Source organism: Serratia sp. 1D1416 (genome assembly GCF_003641105.1).
GTDB lineage: Bacteria > Pseudomonadota > Gammaproteobacteria > Enterobacterales > Enterobacteriaceae > Serratia > Serratia ficaria.
This window is the reverse complement of record NZ_CP032738.1, coordinates 2,140,739-2,163,981: the sequence shown is the minus strand read 5'-3', so window position 1 is coordinate 2,163,981 and position 23,243 is coordinate 2,140,739. Positions and strand designations below refer to the sequence as shown.

At 61.9% G+C, this 23,243-nt stretch carries 24 protein-coding genes and 3 tRNA genes; 6 read left to right on the top strand and 21 right to left on the bottom strand.

The window, feature by feature from the left end; translation table 11 throughout:
* Positions 1 to 26 precede the first annotated feature (26 nt).
* The 13 genes from deoD to D7I37_RS10195 form a co-directional block, all read right to left on the bottom strand.
* A complete protein-coding gene (gene deoD, locus D7I37_RS10255) occupies positions 27 to 758 on the bottom strand; it encodes a purine-nucleoside phosphorylase (RefSeq protein ID WP_129543648.1) in 732 nt (243 codons plus the stop codon).
* 71 nt (positions 759 to 829) lie between these two features.
* Positions 830 to 2,053, bottom strand: a complete 1,224-nt coding sequence (gene deoB / locus D7I37_RS10250; RefSeq protein ID WP_061794878.1) for a phosphopentomutase — start codon at positions 2,051 to 2,053, stop codon at positions 830 to 832.
* 186 nt (positions 2,054 to 2,239) lie between these two features.
* Entirely contained in the window at positions 2,240 to 3,562 is a 1,323-nt protein-coding gene (gene deoA, locus D7I37_RS10245; protein ID WP_129543647.1) for a thymidine phosphorylase, read from the bottom strand.
* A 69-nt stretch (positions 3,563 to 3,631) separates the two neighbouring features.
* The gene (deoC, locus tag D7I37_RS10240) at positions 3,632 to 4,411 is read right to left on the bottom strand and encodes a deoxyribose-phosphate aldolase (protein ID WP_095095689.1); all 780 of its coding nucleotides are present in this window, start codon (positions 4,409 to 4,411) and stop codon (positions 3,632 to 3,634) included.
* Positions 4,412 to 4,738: 327 nt separating this feature from the next.
* Positions 4,739 to 6,016: a NupC/NupG family nucleoside CNT transporter gene (locus D7I37_RS10235; RefSeq protein WP_061794875.1), complete on the bottom strand. Its 1,278-nt coding sequence runs from the start codon at positions 6,014 to 6,016 to the stop codon at positions 4,739 to 4,741.
* Between the two features lie 186 nt (positions 6,017 to 6,202).
* Entirely contained in the window at positions 6,203 to 6,985 is a 783-nt protein-coding gene (locus tag D7I37_RS10230) for a TatD family hydrolase (protein WP_061794874.1), read from the bottom strand.
* Positions 6,982 to 8,103 carry a patatin family protein gene (locus tag D7I37_RS10225; RefSeq protein ID WP_061794873.1) on the bottom strand — a complete coding sequence of 374 codons (1,122 nt, stop codon included), beginning with the start codon at positions 8,101 to 8,103 and terminating at the stop codon, positions 6,982 to 6,984. Before D7I37_RS10225 ends, D7I37_RS10230 begins: the two co-directional genes overlap by 4 nt.
* Before the next feature lie 10 nt (positions 8,104 to 8,113).
* The gene (locus D7I37_RS10220; RefSeq protein ID WP_061794872.1) at positions 8,114 to 8,299 is read right to left on the bottom strand and encodes a hypothetical protein; all 186 of its coding nucleotides are present in this window, start codon (positions 8,297 to 8,299) and stop codon (positions 8,114 to 8,116) included.
* 57 nt (positions 8,300 to 8,356) lie between these two features.
* Entirely contained in the window at positions 8,357 to 8,518 is a 162-nt protein-coding gene (locus D7I37_RS10215) for a DUF1328 domain-containing protein (protein ID WP_004955572.1), read from the bottom strand.
* A gap of 157 nt (positions 8,519 to 8,675) precedes the next feature.
* The gene (gene osmY / locus D7I37_RS10210; RefSeq protein ID WP_061794871.1) at positions 8,676 to 9,290 is read right to left on the bottom strand and encodes a molecular chaperone OsmY; all 615 of its coding nucleotides are present in this window, start codon (positions 9,288 to 9,290) and stop codon (positions 8,676 to 8,678) included.
* A 499-nt stretch (positions 9,291 to 9,789) separates the two neighbouring features.
* On the bottom strand, positions 9,790 to 11,379 hold the full coding sequence (gene prfC, locus D7I37_RS10205; RefSeq protein WP_061794870.1) for a peptide chain release factor 3: 1,590 nt from the start codon (positions 11,377 to 11,379) through the stop codon (positions 9,790 to 9,792).
* Between the two features lie 166 nt (positions 11,380 to 11,545).
* On the bottom strand, positions 11,546 to 11,989 hold the full coding sequence (gene rimI / locus D7I37_RS10200; protein ID WP_061794869.1) for a ribosomal protein S18-alanine N-acetyltransferase: 444 nt from the start codon (positions 11,987 to 11,989) through the stop codon (positions 11,546 to 11,548).
* Complete coding sequence (locus D7I37_RS10195; protein ID WP_095095686.1) at positions 11,934 to 12,371, bottom strand: DNA polymerase III subunit psi; 438 nt, start codon at positions 12,369 to 12,371, stop codon at positions 11,934 to 11,936. The genes rimI and D7I37_RS10195 overlap by 56 nt, the downstream gene beginning before the upstream one ends.
* 196 nt (positions 12,372 to 12,567) lie before the next feature.
* On the opposite strand from D7I37_RS10195, the gene rsmC reads away from it, so the two are divergent.
* Positions 12,568 to 13,614, top strand: coding sequence for a 16S rRNA (guanine(1207)-N(2))-methyltransferase RsmC (gene rsmC, locus D7I37_RS10190; protein WP_061794867.1), 1,047 nt, complete (start codon positions 12,568 to 12,570; stop codon positions 13,612 to 13,614).
* Between the two features lie 49 nt (positions 13,615 to 13,663).
* Here rsmC and D7I37_RS10185 read toward each other — a convergent pair whose 3' ends face one another.
* On the bottom strand, positions 13,664 to 14,656 hold the full coding sequence (locus tag D7I37_RS10185; protein ID WP_061794866.1) for an aldo/keto reductase: 993 nt from the start codon (positions 14,654 to 14,656) through the stop codon (positions 13,664 to 13,666).
* Between the two features lie 119 nt (positions 14,657 to 14,775).
* Here D7I37_RS10185 and D7I37_RS10180 point away from each other — a divergent pair, with 119 nt between their 5' ends.
* The 4 genes from D7I37_RS10180 to D7I37_RS10165 all read left to right on the top strand — a co-directional run bounded on the left by D7I37_RS10180 (position 14,776) and on the right by D7I37_RS10165 (position 16,137).
* Positions 14,776 to 15,720, top strand: coding sequence for a LysR family transcriptional regulator (locus tag D7I37_RS10180; protein ID WP_061794865.1), 945 nt, complete (start codon positions 14,776 to 14,778; stop codon positions 15,718 to 15,720).
* A gap of 72 nt (positions 15,721 to 15,792) precedes the next feature.
* Positions 15,793 to 15,879 (top strand) — tRNA-Leu (locus D7I37_RS10175).
* A 36-nt stretch (positions 15,880 to 15,915) separates the two neighbouring features.
* Positions 15,916 to 16,002: transfer RNA gene (locus D7I37_RS10170), tRNA-Leu, on the top strand.
* A 48-nt stretch (positions 16,003 to 16,050) separates the two neighbouring features.
* Positions 16,051 to 16,137 (top strand) — tRNA-Leu (locus D7I37_RS10165).
* A gap of 85 nt (positions 16,138 to 16,222) precedes the next feature.
* Here the strand turns inward: D7I37_RS10165 and D7I37_RS10160 are convergent.
* A complete protein-coding gene (locus D7I37_RS10160; RefSeq protein WP_061794860.1) occupies positions 16,223 to 16,507 on the bottom strand; it encodes a DUF1435 domain-containing protein in 285 nt (94 codons plus the stop codon).
* A gap of 264 nt (positions 16,508 to 16,771) precedes the next feature.
* Between D7I37_RS10160 and D7I37_RS10155 the strand changes: the two genes are divergently transcribed.
* Positions 16,772 to 17,845: a diguanylate cyclase gene (locus tag D7I37_RS10155; protein ID WP_061794859.1), complete on the top strand. Its 1,074-nt coding sequence runs from the start codon at positions 16,772 to 16,774 to the stop codon at positions 17,843 to 17,845.
* A 17-nt stretch (positions 17,846 to 17,862) separates the two neighbouring features.
* Here D7I37_RS10155 and fucP read toward each other — a convergent pair whose 3' ends face one another.
* The 6 genes from fucP to D7I37_RS10125 are packed head-to-tail and all read right to left on the bottom strand — an operon-like array spanning position 17,863 to position 23,230.
* Positions 17,863 to 19,089 carry an L-fucose:H+ symporter permease gene (fucP, locus tag D7I37_RS10150; protein WP_061794858.1) on the bottom strand — a complete coding sequence of 409 codons (1,227 nt, stop codon included), beginning with the start codon at positions 19,087 to 19,089 and terminating at the stop codon, positions 17,863 to 17,865.
* A 15-nt stretch (positions 19,090 to 19,104) separates the two neighbouring features.
* On the bottom strand, positions 19,105 to 19,512 hold the full coding sequence (locus D7I37_RS10145) for an L-rhamnose mutarotase (protein ID WP_370671104.1): 408 nt from the start codon (positions 19,510 to 19,512) through the stop codon (positions 19,105 to 19,107).
* Positions 19,461 to 20,237 carry an SDR family oxidoreductase gene (locus D7I37_RS10140; RefSeq protein ID WP_061794856.1) on the bottom strand — a complete coding sequence of 259 codons (777 nt, stop codon included), beginning with the start codon at positions 20,235 to 20,237 and terminating at the stop codon, positions 19,461 to 19,463. Before D7I37_RS10140 ends, D7I37_RS10145 begins: the two co-directional genes overlap by 52 nt.
* A complete protein-coding gene (locus D7I37_RS10135) occupies positions 20,215 to 21,078 on the bottom strand; it encodes an amidohydrolase (RefSeq protein WP_061794864.1) in 864 nt (287 codons plus the stop codon). Before D7I37_RS10135 ends, D7I37_RS10140 begins: the two co-directional genes overlap by 23 nt.
* Positions 21,079 to 21,092: 14 nt before the next feature.
* Positions 21,093 to 22,370, bottom strand: coding sequence for an L-fuconate dehydratase (locus tag D7I37_RS10130; protein WP_061794855.1), 1,278 nt, complete (start codon positions 22,368 to 22,370; stop codon positions 21,093 to 21,095).
* A gap of 14 nt (positions 22,371 to 22,384) precedes the next feature.
* Positions 22,385 to 23,230, bottom strand: a complete 846-nt coding sequence (locus D7I37_RS10125; protein WP_061794854.1) for a fumarylacetoacetate hydrolase family protein — start codon at positions 23,228 to 23,230, stop codon at positions 22,385 to 22,387.
* Positions 23,231 to 23,243 lie beyond the last annotated feature (13 nt).

Below are 23,243 nucleotides of genomic sequence, written 5' to 3'. Positions count from 1 at the left end.
CGCAGCGAGCTGCGCCCGTTTGATTATCAGGCTTTGTCGCCCAGCAGTACCGACTCCAGCGCGATAACGATCATCTCGTTGAAGGTGGTCTGGCGCTCCGCGGCGGTGGTCGCTTCGTGGCGCAGAATGTGGTCGGAGACGGTGCAGATGGTCAGCGCCTTACAGCCGAACTCTTCGTACAGCTCAGCCGCCACGCCGTAGATACCGGCCGCTTCCATTTCCACCCCCAGGATGCCGTACTTCTTCATCACCTGGAACATGTCCGGATCCGGCGTGTAGAACAGATCGGCGGAGAAGATGTTGCCCACGCGCGCCGGGATGCCCTGCGCCGCCGCGGCGTCCACCGCATTGCGCACCATATCGAAGTCGGCGATCGCCGCATAGTCGTGGTCTTTGAAACGCAGGCGGTTCACCTTGGAATCGGTGCAGGCGCCCATGCCGATCACCACGTCGCGCAGTTTGATATCGTCGCGCACCGCGCCGCAGGACCCCACGCGGATGATCTTCTTCACGCCGAACTCGGCGATCAGCTCACGCGCATAGATGGAGCAGGACGGGATGCCCATGCCGTGGCCCATTACCGAGATGCGGCGGCCCTTGTAGGTGCCGGTGAAACCCAGCATGCCGCGCACGCTGTTCACTTCCACCGCGCCTTCCAGGAAGGTTTCGGCGATGTATTTTGCGCGCAGCGGATCGCCCGGCATCAGTACTACGTCAGCGAAATCACCCATTTCAGCATTAATGTGCGGCGTAGCCATAATTCTCTTCCTTCAAATCGTCGTCATGAATAAAAAAATGCGCCGGGCAACCGCCCGGCGCCAGCAAAGTGTTACAGCATTGACTTGCCGTAGTCCATCGGCGACACGCCGAAATAGCCGGCCACGGTCTGGCCGATGTCGGCGAAGGTGTCACGGTGGCCCAGCGAGCCCGGTTTCACTTTCGGGCCGTAGACCAGCACCGGGATGTGTTCGCGGGTGTGATCGGTGCCAGGCCAGGTCGGGTCGCAGCCGTGGTCGGCGGTGAAGATGATGATGTCTTCGTCTTTCACCAGCTTCAGCAGCTCCGGCAGGCGGCGGTCGAACAGCTCCAGCGCGGCGGCATAGCCCGCCACGTCGCGGCGGTGGCCGTAGGAGGAGTCGAAGTCGACGAAGTTGGTGAACACGATGGTGTTGTCGCCGGCCTGCGCCATTTCAGTCAGGGTGGCGTCGAACAGCGCGTCGATGCCGGTGGCCTTCACTTTCTTGGTGATGCCGACGTTGGCGTAGATGTCGGCGATTTTACCGATCGACACCACTTCGCCGCCCTTCTCGTCCACCAGCTTTTTCAGCACGGTTGGCGCCGGCGGCTCTACCGCCAGATCGTGGCGGTTGCCGGTGCGCTGGAAGTTGCCCGGCTTGTCGCCGACGAACGGACGCGCGATGACGCGGCCGATGTTGTAGCCGCCTTCGGTCAGCTCTTCACGGGCGATTTCGCAGAGTTCGTACAGACGCTCCAGGCCAAAGGTGTCTTCATGGCAGGCGATCTGGAATACCGAGTCGGCGGAGGTGTAGAAAATCGGCTTGCCGGTTTTCATGTGCTCTTCGCCCAGTTGATCGAGGATCACCGTGCCGGAAGAGTGGCAGTTGCCCAGGTAGCCCGGCAGCTTGGCGCGCTCGACCAGCTTGTCCAGCAGCGCCTGCGGGAAGCTGTTGTGCTCGTCCTTGAAGTAGCCCCAGTCGAACAGCACCGGCACGCCGGCGATTTCCCAGTGGCCCGACGGGGTGTCCTTGCCGGAAGAGAGCTCGCTGGCGTAGGCGTAAGCGCCGATAATATCCGCGTCGCGGTCCAGCCCCTGCGGGAATTTGCCGGTAGACTCCTCCGCCGCCTTGCCCAGGCCCAGGCGGCTCAGGTTAGGCAGCGTCAACGGGCCCTGACGGCCAACGTTGGCTTCGCCGCGCGCGCAAACCTCGGCAATGTGGCCCAGGGTGTCGGAACCCCGATCGCCAAAACGCTCGGCGTCTTCGCTGGCGCCGATGCCGAATGAGTCCAAGACCATAATAAATGTACGTTTCATCTGTGCTCTCCTGTATACCCGTCGTCTTTCAAGCCGCAGGGGTGTTGGTTGCCTTCACTCACCCCAGTCACTTGGTTCACCAAGTGACTGGGGATTCCTTCAGTTACCGCCTACCTGCATCTTGAAATCCATTGGGTATAGTGGCAGCGAGTTTTGCTGCCGCTATAAATGTGGTAAAGGTAATACTTATTCCGACACTCGTTTGTAAACTACCGGCGTCGCTTCGGGCGCGTTGTCGCTCAGCGTCATGGCGCCGCGCACCGCTTCGGCCGCCTGCTGCCAGCTCTCTTCGTCGTTGGCGTGGATCACCGCCAACGGCTGCCGGGTATCCAGGTTGTCGCCCAGGCGCGCCATCTCGGTCAGGCCGACGCTGTAATCGATATTGTCGGTCGCGCGGCGGCGCCCGCCCCCCAGCGACACCACCGCCATGCCCAGCGCCCGGGTATCCATCGCGCTGATGATGCCCGGCTTCTCGGCGTAAACCGGCTTGCTGAGGGTCGCCGCCGGCAGGTAGCTGTCGTAACGCTCGACGAAATCCGCCGGGCCCTGCTGCGCCGCCACCATGCGGCCAAACACCTCCGCCGCCTTGCCGTTGTCCAGCACCGTCTGCAGCTTGGCGCGCGCATCGGCGTCGTCTTTCGCCAGCCCGCCGGACAGCAGCATCTCCACACACAGCGCCAGGGTCACTTCCAGCAGGCGCGGGTTGCGGTATTCGCCGGTCAGGAAACGCACCGCTTCGCGCACCTCCACCGCGTTGCCGGCGCTGGACGCCAGCACCTGGTTCATGTCGGTCAGCAGCGCGGTGGTTTTGCAGCCTGCGCCGTTGGCCACGCCAACGATCGCCTGCGCCAGATCCTGCGAAGCCGCATAGGTTGGCATAAAGGCGCCGGAGCCGACCTTCACGTCCATCACCAACGCATCCAGGCCTTCCGCCAGCTTCTTCGCCAGAATAGAGGCGGTGATCAGCGGAATGGAATCCACGGTGGCGGTAATGTCGCGGGTGGCGTAGAAGCGCTTGTCCGCCGGCGCCAGCGAGCTGGTCTGGCCGATGATCGCCACGCCCACGTCCTGAATGATTTTGCGGAAGGCGTTGTCGTCCGGGAAGATGTTGAAGCCCGGGATCGCCTCCAGCTTGTCCAGCGTGCCGCCGGTATGGCCCAGGCCGCGGCCGGAGATCATCGGCACATAACCGCCGCAGGCCGCCACCATCGGGCCGAGCATCAGCGAAGTGACGTCGCCCACGCCGCCGGTCGAGTGTTTATCGACGATCGGGCCGTTCAGCGACAGGCTCTTCCAGTCCAGCACGGTGCCGGAGTCGCGCATCGCCATGGTGAGCGCCACGCGCTCCGGCATGGTCATGTCGTGGAAATAAATGGTCATCGCCAGCGCGGCGATCTGCCCTTCGGACACCGCGTTATCGCGGATGCCGTTGATGAAAAAACGGATCTCGGCTTCGCTCAACGGCTGGCCGTCGCGTTTTTTACGAATTATTTCTTGTGCCAGGAACAAGGCATCCCCCTGTGTAACCTAGAGTCGGATGAAGGCAGGCGCCACGCGGCGCCCGGCCATCGGAATCGATCAGTAGCCGCCGCCGCCGGCCTGAGCGCGGTGGCCCAGGGTGGTCAGCAGGCTGGCCAACAGGCTGGACGCGCCGAAGCGGAAATGCCGCGCATCGGCCCAGCCTTCACCCAGAATACGATCGGCAAGTTGCAGATAGTGCAGCGCGTCCTCCGCGCTGCGCACGCCGCCGGCCGGCTTGAAGCCGACCGTTTCCGCCACGCCCAGATCGCGGATCGCCGACATCATCAGCTCGGCGCTTTCCAGCGTGGCGTTGACCGGCACCTTGCCGGTGGAGGTCTTGATAAAATCGGCGCCGGCGTTGATGGCGATTTCGGACGCTTTGCGGATCAAATCGGCCCGCTTCAGCTCGCCGGTCTCGATGATCACTTTCAGCAGCACGTTGGCCGCCTGGCAGGCTTGCTTGCACTGCTTGACCAGCTCGAAGCCCACCTGCTCGTTGCCGGCGATCAGCGCGCGGTAGGGGAACACCACGTCCACTTCATCCGCGCCGTAGGCGATCGCCGCGCGGGTTTCGGCCAGCGCGATGTCGATATCGTCGTTGCCATGCGGGAAGTTGGTCACGGTCGCAATGCGGATGTCCGGCGTGCCCTGCTCGCGCAGCGCCTTGCGCGCCACCGGGATAAAACGCGGGTAAATGCAGATGGCCGCGGTGTGGCCGGCCGGGCTGTTGGCCTGACGACAGAGCGCGATCACTTTCTCATCGGTGTCGTCGTCATTCAGCGTGGTTAAATCCATTAAATTCAGCGCACGTTGCGCTGCTGCGGTTAGTTCGGTCATAAAACTCTCCAACTGAGAACCTGGATGTTGGCGAGCGGACTTGGTTCCATGAAGATAGCGCTGGGGAACGGATTCCCGCGGCGGCAACTGAGATCCTTCTCACCGCACAGAGCCACCCGCGATGCGGCTGGCCAGTAATAGCTATTTTAACCGGATCGCCCGGGGCAATTCGCGTTAGGCGTCACACCATATGAAATAGCACTGTAACAGGATGGAATTATATGTGAAGAGCATCACAAAATAACGCGATATCGTTCACAAATTCGCTAAAGAAACCGCTGAAGATCACGGGCGCGCAGCGCACGCCCGCGTTTTTGAGAGTTTAGCTTACAGCGCCAAAAAGAACCCGGCGATAGTGGCGCTCATCAGGTTGGAGAGCGTGCCGGCCACCACCGCTTTCAGGCCGAAGCGCGCGATGTCGTGGCGACGGCTGGGCGCCATGCTGCCCAGGCCGCCCAGCAAAATGGCCACCGACGACAGGTTGGCGAAGCCGCACAGCGCGAAGGAGATGATCGCCTTGGTATGGGCAGACAGCACCTGCAGCCCCTCGGCCGCCACCACCTCGTCAGGGCGCAGATAGGCGCCGAAGTTCATGTAGGCGACGAATTCGTTGACGATAATTTTCTGGCCGATAAACGAGCCGGCGGTCATCGCTTCGCTCCAGGGCACGCCGATCAGGAAAGCGATCGGTGAGAACAGCCAGCCGAGCAACAGCTCAAGCGACAGCTGCGGGTAGTCGAACCAGCCGCCGATGCCGCCGAGAATGCCGTTCAGCAGGGCGATCAGGGCGATGAACGCCAGCAGCATCGCGCCGACGTTCAGCGCCAGCTGCATGCCGGAAGCCGCGCCGGAAGCCGCCGCGTCGATCACGTTGGCCGGGCGGTCCTCTTCGGCGATCAGCTTCATCGCATCGTCTTTGTCATGGGTCTTTTCGGTTTCCGGCACCATCAGCTTGGCGAACAGCAGCCCGCCCGGCGCGGCCATGAACGAAGCGGCGATCAGGTACTCCAGCGGCACCCCCATCTGGGCATAGCCCGCCAGCACCGAACCGGCCACCGAAGCCAGGCCGCCGCACATGACGGCAAACAGCTCGGACTGGGTCATGGTGGCGATATACGGGCGAACCACCAGCGGCGCTTCGGTTTGACCGACGAAGATATTGGCGGTCGCCGACAGCGACTCGGTGCGCGACGTGCCCAGCAGCTTCTGCAGGCCGCCGCCCAGGACGCGGATCACCAGCTGCATGATGCCCAGGTAGTAAAGCACCGCGATCAGCGAGGAGAAGAACACGATCACCGGCAGAACGCGCAGCGCGAAGACGAAGCCGCCGCCGCCGAACACCTCGAACATTTTGTCGGAGACCAGCCCGCCGAAGATGAACGAAATGCCCTGATTGCCGTAGGCGATCACGTTGGCCACCCCGGCCGACATGCCGCCGAGCATGCTGCGGCCGACCGGCACATACAGCACCAGCGCGCCGATGGCGATCTGAATGACGAACGCCCAGACCACGGTGCGCATGTTGATGGCGCGCCGGTTGCTGGATAACAGCACCGCGATGGCAATAAGCACCGCCATGCCGACCAGGCTCATGATGAGTTGCATGAAAAGTATCCCTGTTGCGAAAAATGAAATGCATCCCTGCTCATTGCGAGAGGTCTGCTGAAAGGCGTTATACGGGCGCGATTATACTGAGCGAGCGCTCACCCGCCCCGATTTATGTCACAAATGCATACAACAGGAAGCAAATGAAAATCTTATAACGTGACCTGCATCACATTATGAGGGGGTTTAGACGGGGAAATCGAACAACGCCTGGGCATTGCGTTGCAAAGCGTCGGCTATCTCGTCGGCCGGTTCGGGCCGCAGGCCGCACAATACCTGAAACACTTCCGCCGCGCGTTCGGGGCGGTTCGGCTGCCCCTGATAGCCGGCCAACGGCATGTCCGGCGCGTCGGTTTCCAGCAGCAGCGCGCTCAACGGCAGCTGCGCCATCACCCCGCGGGTTTTCTGCGCCCGCGGGTAGCTGATGGTGCCGCCCACGCCGATGCGATAGCCCAAACGAACGAACGCCTGCGCCTGCGACAGGCTGCCGGCGAAGCCGTGCACCACGCCGCGGCGCGGCAGCTGCGCCTGGCGCAACAACGCCGCCAGCCGATCGTGCGTGCGGCGGGAATGCAGGATCACCGGCAGGTCATGCTGCTTCGCCAGCTTCAGCTGGGCCTGCAACAGCCCCCACTGGCGCTCGAACTGCGGGTTTTCCATATACAGGTCGAGGCCTATCTCCCCCACCGCCACCAGCTTGGGCGGTCGGCTGGCCAGCAGCGCCGCCAGCTGTTCCAGCTGCGGTTCACCATGCTGGGCGATATACAGCGGGTGCAGGCCCAGCGCGGCGAACAGCGGCGGATGATCCTGCGCCAGCGTCAGCACCCGCGCAAACCGCTCGGCGGTGACCGTCGGCACGATAATTTTCCGCACCCCGGCCTGCGCGGCCAACGCCAGGCTTTCGGCCTCCCGCCCGCTAAACGGCGGGAAGTCGAAATGGCAATGGGTGTCGGTAAACTCGCGGTTCACAGGGCGCCCCCTTCCCCCGGCGGCAGATCGCCCGGCAGGATGATTTTCGGCGCCGCCAGATTGGCTTCCGGCTGCGCGGCAAGATCGTGCGGCAGGTTGATATCGGTGACGATCGGCGAAGGCATCCTGACATTTTCCGGTTGGATCAGCCGACGCGACAGCGCCTTTTTCACCTTCATGCCGTCCAGTTTTTCCTGCTCCAGCAGCCAGTGGCCGACGGTCGCCAGGAAGTAGCGGCCGCAGCGGCGCCCCAGGTGGTAATCCTGGTTGAGCGAGGTCAGCCGGCTGCCCAACGCGTTGCTGGCCAGCGGCTTCGGCGGGAATATTTCGAAGATGCGCAGCTTGCCCGGCGGCTTCTCGATAAACTGCTGGATGCGGTGGTAGCTTTGCTCGTGATGCTGCAGGATGCGCACCATCTGCTGCAGGCTGCTCTCGCTCAGCCAGTGCTCCATGCGCTTCATCCACTGCGGCGTATAGTACATCTGCGAGGGCACGGTGCGGATCACCACGATGGTGTCGGCGCCGCGGCGATAGGCCTCTTCGACCGGGATCGCATCGCTGATGCCGCCGTCCTGATAGCTGACGCCGTCCAGCTCCACCCCGAGGCGGTAAAAGCCGGGAATGGCGCTGGAAGCCTTGATGGCCGGCAGCCAGCTGTCGCGCTGCGCCGGCAGGTAGGTCGGTGCGAAGTCGTCGCTGCGGCAGGCGCACATCAAGAATTCACGCCCGTCGATCAGCTGCTTTTCCGCCACGTCCATCGCCAGCGGCAGCTGCTGCGAGGTAATGTCGACCAGCCAGTCGAGATCGATCAGGTGCCCGCCGCGCACGAAGCGCAGCGGGTTAAAGAATTGGGCCGAGGTGGTGTAGCGGGTGATCACCCGCCGCGCATAGCCCATCTGCCCGCAGACGTAAGCCGACAGATTTTGCGCGCCGGCGGAGGTGCCGATCATCAGATCGAAGGGGTTAAAGCGGGCTCGCTGGAACTCGTCCAGCACGCCGGCGGTAAATATCCCGCGCTGCCCGCCCCCTTCACATACCAGCGCCATCTTGCCGGGCCGGTAAGGTTTATACGCCAGCGGTTCTATATTGCCGAGCGTGATGGGTATTCTGTATCCCAACGCTGCTTCCTCAGTGAGACGTTTTCTCCGAGGATACCGCGTCTTGCTCTCTTCCGTAATCCTCTTGCAGTACGCCAGAGAGGAAGTCATTGCTGCCGGTCAGCCAGGCGCAATCACTGCCGGACCACTCCGCCCATGCCTGCCATACCTGGCCTTTCAGCTGTTTCCAGCGTCCGAGAATGATGTCGCTGTTCATGACTTGCCTCCCTACTGCGGGAAAAGGAATTAAGCTTTGTTACACTTTGAAGGAAAGCTAAGGACGTCGGCGGCCGGTAAACAGGCTGACCAGGAACAGGATGATACCCACGACGAACACGATTTTCGCGGCCCAGGCGGCGGTCCCCGCCAGCGTACCGAACCCCAATGCCGCCGCGATCAGTGCGATAACTAAAAAGATAATGCCCCAACGAAACATAAGCCTCTCCTTACCATAGTGAAAAAACACATCGCAACCTGCGCCCTTCACAGGGCGGCAACGGGCTGCGGGTCAGTTCTTTTTTTGGTGGTGCATTCCGGGCCGGCGCAGGGCCGACCCGGAATTTAGTGCTTGTCGTTGCGCATACCGGCCAATATTAAGGCTTCACCGCCAGATCGTTCTTCACGCTTTTCACGCCGTCGATCGCTTTGGCGATGCTTTCCGCACGCTCGGACTGCGCCTGAGTTTTCACTTCGCCGGAAAGCTGCACCACGCCGTCGGTGGTTTCCACTTTCACGTTGCGTGAAGGCACGATGTCATCGGCCAGCAGTTTGGCTTTCAGTTCGCTGGTGGTCGCGGTATCGCCCGCATACGCCTTCACGGACTGCTTGGCTTCGTCTTTCACGTGCAGCTTGTCGCTGACGGACTTGACGCCTTCCACTTTGCCGGCCACTTCAACCGCGTGCTCGGCCTGCGCCTGGCTGCCGACGAAACCGCTCAGGGTAACCACGCCTTGTTCGGTTTTCACCGAAATGTCGGTGCTTTTGATGGTGTTATCATCGACCAGGGCACTTTTAACTTTAGCCGTTGTTGCGCTGTCATCCATGTAGCCGTCGACTTTTTTCATGGAGCTATCGATTTTGGCACCCGCACTATCAGCGGCGCTTGATGCTTTGTTGAGCAAGCCGTCTTCAGCCAGCGCGCTGCCGCTCACCAGAACGGAACCCAAAACGACAGCCATCAGCGATTGTGCAAATTTAGTATTTTTCATCGATCTCTTCCTTTTGTTGTGAAGCCCAAACAGGCTGGGCTCCTGCAGCCGCCATAACGCGGCCCATTCGGTAAACACTTCACGATTTCTATACAATAAAACGTTCACGCCAAGACTATTGCAATGCCTGTGCCAATCTAAAAAAAACTTTAAAAATCAATACAAAAATAAAATTCGCACATTATTCAGGCTAAAAACCGTCGCCGATTGACGACAGTCATTTCCCCTCTGCGCAGTGATTTTGTTATCTCTTTGATTTTAAAGGAAACAATCTGTCGCCGATTGACAACACGACCGAATAACTTGCTGAGTAATTAAAAAATAGCAGTGATTTAATCTTAGTCTGCGCGACGTACCCTGTTAAATATAGACCATAGGGCGAAAATTGCAGCCGATGCCGGGCGCCGCCAGGCGACGGCAAGACAGGGGAAGACAGGTGAGAGGGGTTAATTAATTAGCGGGATGAAAACAGGGCGCCCTGAGGCGCCCCGCGCTAGCCTTAGTGTTCGCGCGTTTTGCGGAACACCACTTCCGGATAACGATCCTGCGTCAGGTTGAGGTTAACCATGGTCGGCGCGATGTAGGACAGATTGTCCCCGCCGTCCAACGCCAGGTTCAGCTCGTTTTTGCGCTTGAACTCTTCGAATTTTTTCACGTCGCTGCACTCGACCCAGCGCGCGGTCGACACGTTGACCGACTCATACAGCGCTTCCACGTTGTATTCGCTCTTCAGTCGCGCCACCACCACGTCGAACTGCAGCACGCCGACCGCGCCAACGATCAGATCGTTGTTGGCGATCGGGCGGAACACCTGCACCGCGCCCTCTTCAGACAGCTGCACCAGGCCTTTCAGCAGCTGTTTTTGCTTCAGCGGATCGCGCAGGCGAATGCGGCGGAACAGCTCAGGGGCAAAGTTCGGAATGCCGGTGAACTTCATGTCTTCGCCCTGGGTGAAGGTGTCGCCGATCTGAATGGTGCCGTGGTTGTGCAGACCGATGATGTCGCCCGGGTAAGCTTCTTCCACGTGCGAACGGTCGCCGGCCATAAAGGTCAGCGCGTCGGAAATCACCACGTCTTTGCCGGTGCGCACCTGGCGCAGCTTCATGCCTTTTTCGTAACGGCCGGACACCACGCGCATAAAGGCCACGCGGTCACGGTGCTTGGGATCCATATTGGCCTGGATCTTGAACACGAAGCCGGTGAATTTCTCTTCAGAGGCGGTCACTTCACGGGTGTCGGTTTTACGCGGCATCGGCGCAGGCGCCCAGGCCACCAGGCCGTCCAGCATGTGATCCACGCCGAAGTTGCCCAGCGCGGTGCCGAAGAACACCGGCGTCAGATCGCCGCTCAGGAAGGCTTCCCGATCGAATTCGTGCGACGCGCCCTGCACCAGCTCCAGCTCTTCGCGCAGCTGCGCCGCCAGATCTTCGCCCACGGCGGCATCCAGCTCCGGGTTGTCCAGGCCTTTGACGATGCGCACTTCCTGGATGGTGTGGCCTTTACCGGTCTGATACAGGTAGGTTTCATCCTTGTACAGATGATAAACCCCTTTAAACAGCTTGCCGCAGCCGATTGGCCAGGTGATCGGCGAGCAGGCGATCTTCAGCTCGCGCTCGACTTCGTCCATCACTTCCATCGGATCGCGGATATCGCGGTCCAGCTTGTTCATGAAGGTCAGGATCGGCGTGTCGCGCAGACGGGTCACTTCCATCAGCTTGCGGGTACGATCCTCAACGCCCTTGGCGGCGTCGATCACCATCAGACAGCAGTCGACGGCGGTCAGGGTGCGGTAGGTATCCTCGGAGAAGTCTTCGTGCCCCGGGGTATCCAGCAGGTTGACCAGGCTGTCGCGGTACGGGAACTGCATCACCGAGGTGGTGATCGAGATCCCGCGCTGCTTCTCCATTTCCATCCAGTCGGATTTGGCGTGCTGGCTTGAGCCACGGCCTTTTACCGTACCGGCGGTCTGGATCGCCTGTCCGAACAGCAACACTTTTTCGGTAATGGTGGTTTTACCGGCATCGGGGTGCGAGATGATGGCGAAGGTTCTTCTTTTCGAGACCTCGCGGGCAAATTCACTAGGAGACATGTTTTCAGGTTCTACGGTTAGTCCGCCCTGCGACATCATCAGAACGCGCCGTAGCGGCGCCAGGCAAAGCGGTAAATAAAAGATAATAGCCGGGCATTTTCGCTGATTTGCCAACCGGTGACAATCAATGGTTTTCCCGGCGAGGAAGATAAAGGCAGCGCGGCGGCTACGCCAGCGGCAGCGCCATCACGATCGCGTCTTCGCGGCCGTTGGCGCTCGGGTAGTAATTGCGGCGCAGGGTCACTTCGTTGAAGCCGAGATCTTCGTACAGCGCGATCGCCGCGCCGTTGGAAGCGCGCACTTCCAGCCACAGCGTCACCACGCCGCGGCTCTCCAGCTGCGCGATCAGCGCGTTCAGCAAGGTGCGGCCAAAGCCCCGGCGCTGCCAGTCCGGATGAATGGCGATGTTGAACAGCGTGGCTTCATCCAGCACGATCTGCGTGATGGCGAAGCCCGCCATCTGCCCGTCGGCGTTCAGTTTCAGGTTGAGGTAGCGATCGCCCTGGTTGCTGGCGAAGGTGGCCTCCGTCCAGGGAAAGGCATGGCTGGCCCGTTCAATCTTGAAGGCCGTGGCCAGGTCGGCCGCTGTCAGGGTAGAAATACTGTTCATGATGACAAATCTGCTGCCAGAGGGCGCGTTTGGCCCCCGCATCTTGAGAAAGCTCGGCCAGCGCCGGGCTGTGTAGCTGCGCGCCGGCCACCGCAAGCGGCTCCGCGACGCCCAGCCGCCAACTGTTGCATTCGGTTTCTTCAGGCAGCATCGCCACCTGCTCCGGCGTCAGGCCGTAGGTTTGCGCCGGCGTCAGCCCCAGGCTGCGCAGCACGTCGCAAAACAGCGGGTCGTTGGGCTCGGGCAGCGCCTGCGCCACCACCAGCAACCGCACCTCGGGCGGCAGGCTGACCGCCACTTCGCCCTGCAACACGCCCGGGCGGCGCAATGTCCACTGCGTGATACCCAGTTGTTGTAACAGCCAGTCGCGTTTTGATGCCATGCCGATCCCTACCCGTTGTGGTGCGCCATGCCTGCCATGCGCCGCGCTATGCTAACAAACCCGCGCAGCCCGCGCCAACATCCCCTGCATCTTTCCGGCGACGGCGGGATCGGCAAAGCCATTGGATATAAACCCGTCGAACATATCGCCGCAAAGCTCTATAATCCCCGGTCTAATTTCTAGGAGCCAAAACCTGATGTCTGCATTAACCCCCGCCAGTGAAGTCATGCTGCGCCACAGTGATGAGTTTATCGAACGCCGCGTTCTGTTCGCCGGCGACCTGCAGGATGCCCTGCCGGCCCAATTCGAGGCCGCGGATGTGCGTGTCCATACCCAGCAATACCATCACTGGCAGTTACTGAACCGGGCGATGGGCGACAATGTGCAGTTCGGCCTGACGGTAGACGCCGCCTTCGTTGCCGAGTGCGATACGCTGATCTACTACTGGCCGAAGAGCAAACAGGAAGCGCAGTTCCAGCTGTGCAACATTCTGGCGCTGCTGCCGGTGGGCGCGGAGGTGTTCGTGGTCGGTGAAAACCGCAGCGGCGTGCGCAGCGCCGAACCCACCCTGGAAGGGCACGTCCAGTTGGTCAAAATCGACAGCGCGCGCCGCTGCGGCCTGTACCACGGCCGCGTGGATGCGCAGACCGAATTCAGCCTGGACGACTGGTGGGAAAGTTATCAGCTGCACGATCTGACGGTGAAAACCCTGCCGGGCGTGTTCAGCCGCGACGGGTTGGACGTCGGCAGCTCGCTGCTGCTGTCGACCCTGGAAAAACACATGAAGGGCAAAGTGCTGGATATCGGCTGCGGCGCCGGCGTGATGGCTTCGGTGCTGTCCAGGCTGTCGCCGAAGGTGAAGCTGACCCTGAGCGACGTCAACGCCGCCGCGGTGGAGTCCAGCCGCGCCACCCTGGCCGCCAACGGCATTGAAGGCGAAGTGATCGTCAGCAACGTCTACTCCGACATTACCGGCCGTTTCGACATGATCATCTCCAACCCGCCGTTCCATGACGGTCTGCAGACCAGCCTGACCGCGGCGGAGACCCTGATCCGCGGGGCGCTGAAACACCTGCCGATCGGCGGCAGCCTGCGCATCGTGGCCAACGCCTTCCTGCCGTACCCGGACATTCTGGACGCCACCTTCGGCAGCCACGAAGTGCTGGCGCAAAACGGCCGCTTCAAGGTGTATCAGGCGACCGTCGGCCGCCCGCCGCGCGATCCGAAAAAGAAAAAGAAATAACCCCGTCCGCGGGTGAAAACAGGGCGCGGCCACAGGCTGCGCCTTTTTTTCAACCGTTGATATAGGTCATCGATTCCGCGCCGTAACGTTCGCCGGCCGCCGCCTGCAGCGGGAATACCGCTTCAATCGCCGCCAGTTCGGCGTCGTTCAGCGTCAGCGCCGCCGCGGCGACGTTCTCCTCCAGATAGCGGCGGCGCTTGGTGCCCGGTATCGGCACGATGTGTTCGCCCTGCGCCAGCACCCAGGCCAGCGCCAGCTGCGAAGGCTTGACGCCCTTCTGCGCCGCCAGCTCCGCCACCTTTTCCACCAGCGCCAGGTTGCGGGCGAAGTTTTCGCCCTGGAAACGCGGGTTGCCGCGGCGGAAATCGTCGGCGGCCAGATCCTCCGGCCGTTGGATGGCGCCGGTCAGGAAGCCGCGCCCCAGCGGGCTGTAGGGCACGAAGCCGATCCCCAGCCGTTCGCAGGCCGCCAAAACGCCCTGTTCGGCGTCACGGGTCCACAGCGAATATTCGGTCTGCAGCGCGGTGATCGGATGCACCTTGTGCGCCCGTTCCAGCGTGGCGACCGAGGCTTCGCTCAGCCCGATATGGCGGATCTTCCCTTCGCGGATCAGATCCGCCATGGTGCCCACCACGTCTTCAATCGGCACCTGCGGGTCGACCCGGTGCTGATAATAGAGGTCGATTTCATCCACCCCCAGCCGCTGCAGGCTGCCCTCCACCGAACGGCGGATATATTCCGGCCGACTGCTGACGCCGCGGGCGGAAGGATCGGCGGGATCGCGCAGGATGCCGAACTTGGTCGCCAGAAACACCTGCCGCCGTTTGCCCTTGATCGCCTTGCCCACCAGCCGTTCGTTGGTGTGCGGGCCGTACATGTCGGCGGTATCCAGCAGGGTGACGCCCAGCTCCAGCGCCCGATGCAGGGTGGCGATGGCTTCCTGTTCGTCGGCGCCGGTGGAATAGAAGTCGCTCATGCCCATGCAGCCTAATCCCAGAGCGGAGACGACCGGCCCGTTGGAGCCTAATTGACGCTGTTGCATTGTGTTGCCCTCATGCCGTGAATGGATAACGCAACAAAGTCTGGTTGTTTACCCTGCAAAGATAAATAATGCGAATTACTCATCACTGTTCAAAAATCGCTAACAATACGGAGGGGAGAATGGATCAGGTTCAGGCCATGCGCATTTTCACCCGCATCGTGGAGCTGGGCAGCTTCAGCCGGGCGGCCGAGCGCCTGCAGCTGCCGCGCGCCACCGTCAGCAATACCCTGAAGCGGCTGGAGCAGCGCCTCGGCGTGCGGCTGCTGATCCGCACCACCCGTCAGGTGCAGGTCACCCACGAAGGCACGCTGTATTACCAGCGCTGCGTGCAGCTGCTGGGGGCGCTCGAAGAAGCGGATACGCTGTTCAGCCACCAGAAACTGCAGCCCTCCGGCAAGGTGCGCATCGATATGCCGCACTCGCTGGCGCGCGAAATAGTCATTCCGGCGCTGGATGATTTTTACCGGCGTTATCCGGACATCACCCTGGCCCTGGGCGCCAACGACACCCACGTCGACCTGCTGCGCGAAGGCGTGGACTGCGTGCTGCGCGCCTGGGAAACCGAAGACGACAGCCTGGTGGCCCGGCGCATCGCCCAACTGCCGCAGCTGACCTGCGCCTCCCCGGCCTACCTGCGGGAACGCGGCGTGCCGCAGTCGATCGATCATCTGCAGCGCCACCGGGCGGTGGGCTATTTCTCGCTCGCCAACAACCGCGATTATCCGCTGGAGTTTTGCCGCGACGGCAAGCTGGAGCTGCGCGAGCTGCCCGCCCGGCTGAGCGTCAGCGGCGCAGACGCCTATACCAGCGGCGCCCGCGCCGGCATGGGGCTGATCCAGGCGGCGCGCTATTCGCTGGCGCCCTGGCTGGAAAAGGGGGATTTGGTCGAGGTGCTGGCGGCAACGCCGCCTCCGCCGATGCCGATTTACATCATGTATCCGCCCGGCCGCTTCCTTGCGCCGCGGGTCAGAGTGTTGATTGACTGGCTGATTTGGCTGTTTGAGCCTCACAAAAGCAGCGATATGGCTGTTTTTCCAGCAAACGCCCGCAAACAGGGGAAATAACTATTGACGTGTCCGCCAAAATCTCTAGAATTCGCCTCCGTGGTAACGTTACTCCGGTAATGTTTCTGGTATGCGAAGGTGGCGGAATTGGTAGACGCGCTAGCTTCAGGTGTTAGTGTCCTTACGGACGTGAGGGTTCAAGTCCCTCTCTTCGCACCAAATAACCACATGATTTATATTGCACGCAGCATCGATGCGAAGGTGGCGGAATTGGTAGACGCGCTAGCTTCAGGTGTTAGTGTTCTTACGGACGTGAGGGTTCAAGTCCCTCTCTTCGCACCACGCTGGCGACGTAATATAAATCAGGATACAAGCAACAACATCGACTGTGCGAAGGTGGCGGAATTGGTAGACGCGCTAGCTTCAGGTGTTAGTGTCCTTACGGACGTGAGGGTTCAAGTCCCTCTCTTCGCACCAATTGATGACCTCTCCGGCAAGCCCCCCCCGAAGCAACTCCCCAACGATACGATGACCAACACGCCGAAGCGTGGTTTTTGCGTTTTCAGCCGAGGTTGAAATTCAGGCTGATGGCCGCCAAACCGCCCGCTAACGCCATGCAGGAAGGCAGCAGCAGGTAGTGGCGCAGGCGGCTGTTGAACAGCATCACCAGCGTCGCCAGCATGGCGATCACGATCAGCGTGCGCAACTGCATCATGTCCAGGTCGATCAACGCCAGCAATGGCATCAGGGCGCAAGGCAACAGCACGCCCCAGGCGCTGGCCAGGCGATCGCCCAGGCACCAGCTGACGCCCCACAGGCCACACGCGGTAATCATGGCTGCAATCATGATAACCCTACCCTTCAAGTGATAATGAGAACCAATATCATATACCACTTTTTTTCGACGTGCATCATTTTCGCCGCCGCGGCCAAACCGCAGATGACACCAAGGCTAAAAAATGCTAGTTTGATATAAGAAAATTCCTAGTCTCATTCGCAGGTTAATAATCACAATCAACAACCATGCAATTCGGGTGTCTATTTCACGCCGAGGGAATACTTCTCAACCTTAATTATCCGACAGATCGATTTGGTAAAGAGTGAACTCCGTATGAACGCCCGTTCTTATCAGGAATTGCTGAACAGCAAACAGCGTCTATCAGTATTTCTTTTCTTATTGATGAATGCCGCCTCTTCCGTATTTACGCTATTGGTCCCGTTCAACAACAAACCGTCGCTTACCCTGCCTTTATTAAGCATACCGATATTTTGTTTGGCCGCATTGCTATTTACCCTGCAATCTCCCCGGCAGTACATTAAAAAGCTCAACCAGTTCGCCATCGTGGTCGGCCTGCTGTGGGCGGCGCATATTTATGTCAAGAGCCAATACTGTGCGCCGAACAACCAAAGTTTTTTATTAATTAGCCTGTTCAGCATATTTTTTATCAGCGCCATCGCTTTGACGGATAATTTCATCGCCTTCTGTTTGCATGCGGTGCCATCCGCCATGGTGATCTTATTACTGGACGGCATGCATAACACCATGCGGATATTATTCACCATCGTCTTGCCGATTATCGCTTTTTCAATCCATCATTTGATGTTGAAACGCAGCGAGATTTTTACCCGAACGCTGGTCGCCAACCTGTACCATGAAAGAGACAGATTCAATAATTTAAGCATGCTGGATCCGTTAACCGGCCTGTATAACCGCCGCGGGCTGGAGAACAAGATCACCATGCTGCCGGAACCCCAGACCGGCCGGCATTTCGTGCTGTTGCTCGATATCGATCGCTTCAAGGCCTACAACGACAACTACGGCCATGCGATGGGCGATCGGGCGCTGGTGCAGGTGGCGGTCGCCATTCGCGACGCGGTGCGCTCGCGGGATATCGTGGCGCGCTACGGCGGGGAAGAGTTTCTGGTGCTGCTGACCAACGTCGACGAAGAGTACGCCGCCCGGTTAGCCGAGCGGGTGCGGCAACGGGTGCTGGCGCTGGAGATCCCCCATCAGTTCAACCAGCTGGAAACCACCACCGTCACGCTCAGCGCCGGCATCTCGGCGCTGGAGAAGCTGGACGTCGAATCGGCGATCGGCGCGGCCGACGCCGCGCTGTATCTGGCTAAAAACAGCGGCCGCAACAACATTCAGCTGGCGCAGAACGCGCCGCCCGCCGCCGGCTGAAGCGGCGGGCCGGCCGCTCAGCTGCGGCGCTGCCGCAGGCCGTAGACGAACACCACCGCGAAGCACAGCAGCGGCAGCAGATAAGACAGCGCGGTGCTGTAACGATCGGCCAGCGCCCCCATAAAGTACGGCATGATGGCGCCGCCGACGATCGCCATAATCATGAACGAGCTGGCGCGTTTGGTGTGCTTGCCCATGTTTTTCACCCCCAGGGCGAAAATGGTCGGGAACATGATCGACATAAAGAAGAACACCGCGATCAGCGCCACCACCGATACCCCGTCGAGGCTCAGCATCACCACGCCGCACAGCGCAATGTTGACCAGCGAATAAACCATCAGCAGGGTGGCGGGCTTAACGCGCCCCATCAGCCAGGTGCTGAAGAAGCGCCCGACCATAAAGCAGATCATGGCGATCGACAGCAGGTAAGATGCGCTCTGGTTGGAAACGTCGCGCCAGTGCTCGGTGGCGTAATTGATAAAGAACGCCCCCACCCCGACCTGCGCGGCCACGTAGAAGAACTGGGTGATCACCCCGCCGACGAAATGCGGGTGCTGCCACAGCCCCCGCGCGATAACGCCGTGCACCGGCTTTTCCTCCTCGCGGATGTCCGGCAGCCGGGTGCGGCTGAACAGAAAGGCGATCAGTAACACCAGCACGGCGATCGCCACGTAGGTCATCTTCACCATGCCCTGATCGCCGCCGGCCGGCTGGCTGGCGGAGAAGAACAGGGTGCCGCCGATCATCGGGCCGATAAACTGCCCGAGGCCGTTGAACGACTGGGAAAGATTGAGCCGGCGCTCGGCGCCCCGCGCGTCCCCCAGCACCGTGGCGTAGGGGTTGGCCGCCGTTTCCAGGCAGCCCAAACCGCAGGCGATGACAAACAGCGCGAACAGAAACGCGCCGAAGCTGTTGGCCGACGCCGCCGGCACAAACAGCAGCGCGCCCAGCGCATACAGGCACAGCCCCACCAGAATGCCCGCCTTGTACCCCTTCTTGTCCATAAAATACCCGGCGGGCAGCGCGACCAGGAAATAAGCGCCGAAATAGGCCGCCTGCAGCAGCCCCGACTGCGCCTTGGTGACGTGCAGCGTTTCCTGAAAGTGTTTGTTTAATACGTCCAGCAGGCCGTAAGACAGCCCCCACATGAAGAACAGACTGGTGACCAGGATAAATGCCCAGCGCAGGTTGGCGGTCGCACTGACGCCCGGCTGCACTGCGGCCGCACTTTTTTCAGCAAGCATTGATGTATCCTCAGATTATTGTTGTTGCAACGAGAATATCCGCTCCATCGCCACCCATTTTTCGCCCTGCGGCGTCCAGGGGGTGGCGGCCTGGTATTGCCACATCAGCGCTTCCCAACGCTGTACCTCGGGATGGTTCAGGCTGGCGGCGTCAAAACGCGCGGCGTCAAAGTCGGCGCCGACCTCCACAATCATGAACAGCCGGGTGCCCAGCCGGTAAATTTCCATCTCCAGGATGCCGTGCCGGCGCAAATGATCGGCGATGGCCGGCCAAATGCGCCGGTGATGGCGCTGGTATTCCTCGATCAGCGCCGGTGAATCGATCAGATCCAGCGCCTGACAGAAGCGCCGCCGCCCCGCCGCCGGGCCGTTCACGTGATGGCCCGATCGAGGTGCAGATAACCGCCGTCCACCGACAGCCATTGCCCGGTGGTGTGCGACGAGCGCGCGGAGAGCAGGAAGGCCACGGTATTGGCGATCTCCTGCGGCGTGGTCATGCGCCGGCCGAGCGGAATGCGCGCGGTGATCGCCTCCAGCTGCCGCTGCGGCTGTTCGAAGCTGTTGATCCAGCGCTGGTACTGCGGGGTGATCACCTCGGCGGGCACCACCGCGTTCACCCGCACGCCATCGTGGCGCAGCGCTACCGCCCACTCGCGCGTCAGCGCCAGCACCGCGCCCTTGGCGGCGGTATAGCCGCTGGTACCGCCCTGGCCGCTGAGCGCCGTTTTGGAGGCGATGTTGACGATGGCGCCGCGGCTGCTTTGCAAGGCCTGCTGGCACAGATGCGCCATCAGGTAGTAGTGCACCAGGTTTTTCTCCAGCGAGCCGACAAACGCCTCGCGGCCGGCCTCCAGCCCGACGCCGTCATTGACCCCGGCGTTGTTCACCAGCCCGTCGACGCGGCCGAAGCTCGCCAACGTGCGGCTCACCGCCTGGCGGCAGCTGGCCTCTTCGCACAGCTCGGTGAGGATCACTTCGCTCTTGGGCTGCAGCCGCTGCAGCTCGGCGAGAAACGCCGCGTCCGGCTCGGCGTTGGTGACCAGCACCGGGATCGCCCCCTCTTCCGCCAGCAGGTGAGAAATCGCCGCGCCGATGCCGGAGCCGCCGCCGGTGACAATCACCACTTTATTTTTCAGATACAGATCCATAACCAGACTCCGTTAAACCATAAACCCGACAGGCGGTGCCGCCCCAAATCGCCGCCTGCTGCGCAGGCCCCAGCGCCGCAATCGCCTGCTCGCACAGCTGATAAACCTGGCGGTAATCCCCCGCCAGCAGGCACACCGGCCAGTCGGAACCGAACATCAGCCGCTGCGGGCCGAACGCCTCGAGCGCCGCCTCGAAAAACGGCAGCAGCTGCCGGGGCCGCCACTGCCCGCCCGGCGCCTCGGTGATCAGCCCGGACAGCTTGCAGGCCACGTGCGGCAACGCCGCCAGCGGCCGGATCTGCTGCGCCCAGTGCTGTGCGCCGCGGGCGATATCCGGCTTGCCGAGATGATCCAGCACCAGCCAATAATCGTCGTGGCGGGCGGCGAACTGCGCCGCGGCCGCCAGATCCCGGTGCGTCACCAGCATCTCGTACACGTAACCCCGGCGCTGCAGCTCTCGCATGCCGCGCTGCACCGCCGGCCGCGCCAGCCACTCCGCCGGCTGCGCCTCATCCTGCACCTGGTGCCGCAGCCCGCGCAGCGCGGAGCGCTGCCCGATGTCCTCCAGCCGCTGCGTCAGCTGCGGCGCGGCGATGTCCAGCCAACCCACCACGCCGCTCGGGCCGCCGATCGCCTCCGCCTGCGCCAGCAATTCCAGCGTTTCCCGCTCGCTGTGGCGCGCCTGCACCGCCAGCGCGCCGTCGAAGCCATGGCGCTGCAGCAGCGGCTGCAGCTGCGCCGGGCCAAAATCCTGCCGCAGCGCGGTCATCTGCTCGCCGATCCACCCATAGTCCTGCGGACGGTAGCGCCAATAGTGCTGATGAGCGTCGATGCGCAACATGGCCGCCCCCCGCTTCAACCGCGGAACCGGTACTGTTCGATCGAAGACGGATGCATCTCGATCGAATAGCCGGGCCGGCTCGGCGGCATATAGGCCGCCCCGCGGATCACGCAGGGATCGACAAAGTGCTCGTGCAGATGATCGACGTACTCGATCACCCGGCCGTCGTGAGTGCCGGCGATGCACAGGAAATCGATCATCGACAGGTGCTGCACGTACTCGCACAGCCCGACGCCGCCGGCGTGCGGGCACACCGGCAGGTGATGCTTGGCCGCCATCAGCATCACCGCCAGCACCTCATTAACCCCGCCCAGGCGGCAGGCGTCGATCTGCACCACGTCGATCGCCCCGCGCATGATGAACTGCTTGAACATGATGCGGTTCTGGCACATCTCGCCGGTGGCCACCTTGACCGGGCGCACCCCTTCGCGGATGCGGCGGTGCCCTTCGATATCGTCCGGGCTGGTCGGCTCTTCGATAAACCAGGGTTCGGCGAACGCCAGGTGGTTGACCCAGGGGATGGCGTCGTTGACTTCCCACACCTGATTGGCGTCGATCATCAGCCGGCGATCCGGGCCAATCACCTCGCGGGCGATGCGCACCCGGCGAATGTCATCCTCCAGATCGCGCCCGACCTTCAGCTTCAGGTAGGAAAAACCGGCGTCCACCGCCTGCTGGCACAGCCGGCGCAGCTTGTCGTCCGGGTAGCCCAGCCAGCCGGCCGAGGTGGTGTAACAGGGGTAGCCTTCTTCCAGCAGGCGTTCCAGACGCTGCGGCTTGCCTTCGGCCCGTTGTTGCAACAGGCTGAGCGCCTCCTGCGGCGTGATGCAGTCGGTGATGTAGCGGAAATCGATGCAGCGCACCAGCTCTTCCGGCGTCATGTCCGCCACCAGCCGCCACACCGGCTTGCCGAGCGATTTGGCCCACAGATCCCAGACCGCGTTGATCACCGCGCCGGTGGCCAGGTGGATAGCCCCCTTGTCCGGCCCGATCCAGCGCAGCTGGCTGTCGCTGGTGAAGCGCCGCCAGAAGGCGCCCATATCGGCGGCGATCTCTTCCAGCCGCACGCCGACGATCTGCTGCTCCAGCGCGCGGATCGCCGCGCAGCAGATCTCGTTGCCGCGGCCGATGGTGAACGTCAGCCCATGGCCGCTGAGATCGCCGCGATCGGTTTCGAGGATCACGTAGGCGGCGGAATAGTCGGGATCCGGATTCATGGCGTCGGATCCGTCCAGCCCCAGCGAGGTGGGGAAACGAATGTCTTCAACCCGCAGTGCGGTAATGGTGGTCATCAAGCTGCTCCCGGTTAAGCCTGTACGGTCTGCTGGCGCTGCTCGCCCAGCCCTTCGATGCCCAGCCGCATCGTCTGGCCCGCCCGCAGGTAAACGGGCTGCGGCTTCTGCCCCATGCCGACGCCCGGCGGCGTGCCGGTGGAGATCACATCCCCCGGCTGCAGGCTCATAAAGCGGCTCAGGTAGCTGACGATCTGCGGAATGCGGAAAATCATGGTGCTGGTATTGCCGTCCTGATAGCGCTTGCCGTCCACCTCCAGCCACAGGTTCAGGCGGTGCGGATCGGCGATTTCGTCGGCGGTCACCAGCCAGGGGCCGGTCGGCCCGAAGGTATCGCAGCCCTTGCCCTTGTCCCAGGTGCCGCCGCGTTCGATCTGGAACTCACGCTCGGAGACGTCGTTGATCACGCAGTAACCGGCGACGTGGCGCATGGCGTCCCGTTCGCTGATGTAGCGCCCGCCCTGGCCGATGATCACCCCCAGTTCCACTTCCCAGTCGGTTTTGAGCGAATCGCGCGGGATTTCCACCGCATCGTTCGGCCCGACCACCGCGCTGGTCCATTTGCTGAACACCACCGGCTCGCTGGGGATCGCCGCGCCGGTTTCCGCCGCGTGATCGGCGTAGTTCAGGCCGATGCAGATGAACTTGCCGATGTTGCCGACGCAGGCCCCCAGCCGCGGCTGGCCAGGCACCAGCGGCAGGCTGGCGAGATCCAGCGCGCGCAGCGTGTCGAGCGCGGCAGGCAGCAGCGCTTCGCCGCCGATGTCGGCGACATGCTGCGAAAGATCGCGAATCTGGCCGTTATTATCGAGAATGCCGGGGCGTTCTTGCCCGGGTTGGCCATAGCGTAAAAGTTTCATGCGTTCCTCTCTA

Coding starts and splice junctions, on each gene's coding strand:
- deoD (WP_129543648.1), bottom strand. CDS start 758: ATGGCTACGCCGCACATTAATGCTGAAATGGGTGATTTCGCTGACGTA.
- deoB (WP_061794878.1), bottom strand. CDS start 2,053: ATGAAACGTACATTTATTATGGTCTTGGACTCATTCGGCATCGGCGCC.
- deoC (WP_095095689.1), bottom strand. CDS start 4,411: ATGACCGAACTAACCGCAGCAGCGCAACGTGCGCTGAATTTAATGGAT.
- D7I37_RS10235 (WP_061794875.1), bottom strand. CDS start 6,016: ATGCAACTCATCATGAGCCTGGTCGGCATGGCGGTGCTTATTGCCATC.
- D7I37_RS10220 (WP_061794872.1), bottom strand. CDS start 8,299: ATGAACAGCGACATCATTCTCGGACGCTGGAAACAGCTGAAAGGCCAG.
- D7I37_RS10215 (WP_004955572.1), bottom strand. CDS start 8,518: ATGTTTCGTTGGGGCATTATCTTTTTAGTTATCGCACTGATCGCGGCG.
- osmY (WP_061794871.1), bottom strand. CDS start 9,290: ATGAAAAATACTAAATTTGCACAATCGCTGATGGCTGTCGTTTTGGGT.
- prfC (WP_061794870.1), bottom strand. CDS start 11,379: ATGTCTCCTAGTGAATTTGCCCGCGAGGTCTCGAAAAGAAGAACCTTC.
- rimI (WP_061794869.1), bottom strand. CDS start 11,989: ATGAACAGTATTTCTACCCTGACAGCGGCCGACCTGGCCACGGCCTTC.
- D7I37_RS10195 (WP_095095686.1), bottom strand. CDS start 12,371: ATGGCATCAAAACGCGACTGGCTGTTACAACAACTGGGTATCACGCAG.
- rsmC (WP_061794867.1), top strand. CDS start 12,568: ATGTCTGCATTAACCCCCGCCAGTGAAGTCATGCTGCGCCACAGTGAT.
- D7I37_RS10185 (WP_061794866.1), bottom strand. CDS start 14,656: ATGCAACAGCGTCAATTAGGCTCCAACGGGCCGGTCGTCTCCGCTCTG.
- D7I37_RS10180 (WP_061794865.1), top strand. CDS start 14,776: ATGGATCAGGTTCAGGCCATGCGCATTTTCACCCGCATCGTGGAGCTG.
- D7I37_RS10160 (WP_061794860.1), bottom strand. CDS start 16,507: ATGATTGCAGCCATGATTACCGCGTGTGGCCTGTGGGGCGTCAGCTGG.
- D7I37_RS10155 (WP_061794859.1), top strand. CDS start 16,772: ATGAACGCCCGTTCTTATCAGGAATTGCTGAACAGCAAACAGCGTCTA.
- fucP (WP_061794858.1), bottom strand. CDS start 19,089: ATGCTTGCTGAAAAAAGTGCGGCCGCAGTGCAGCCGGGCGTCAGTGCG.
- D7I37_RS10145 (WP_370671104.1), bottom strand. CDS start 19,512: ATGGCTGTCGGTGGACGGCGGTTATCTGCACCTCGATCGGGCCATCAC.
- D7I37_RS10140 (WP_061794856.1), bottom strand. CDS start 20,237: ATGGATCTGTATCTGAAAAATAAAGTGGTGATTGTCACCGGCGGCGGC.
- D7I37_RS10135 (WP_061794864.1), bottom strand. CDS start 21,078: ATGTTGCGCATCGACGCTCATCAGCACTATTGGCGCTACCGTCCGCAG.
- D7I37_RS10130 (WP_061794855.1), bottom strand. CDS start 22,370: ATGACCACCATTACCGCACTGCGGGTTGAAGACATTCGTTTCCCCACC.
- D7I37_RS10125 (WP_061794854.1), bottom strand. CDS start 23,230: ATGAAACTTTTACGCTATGGCCAACCCGGGCAAGAACGCCCCGGCATT.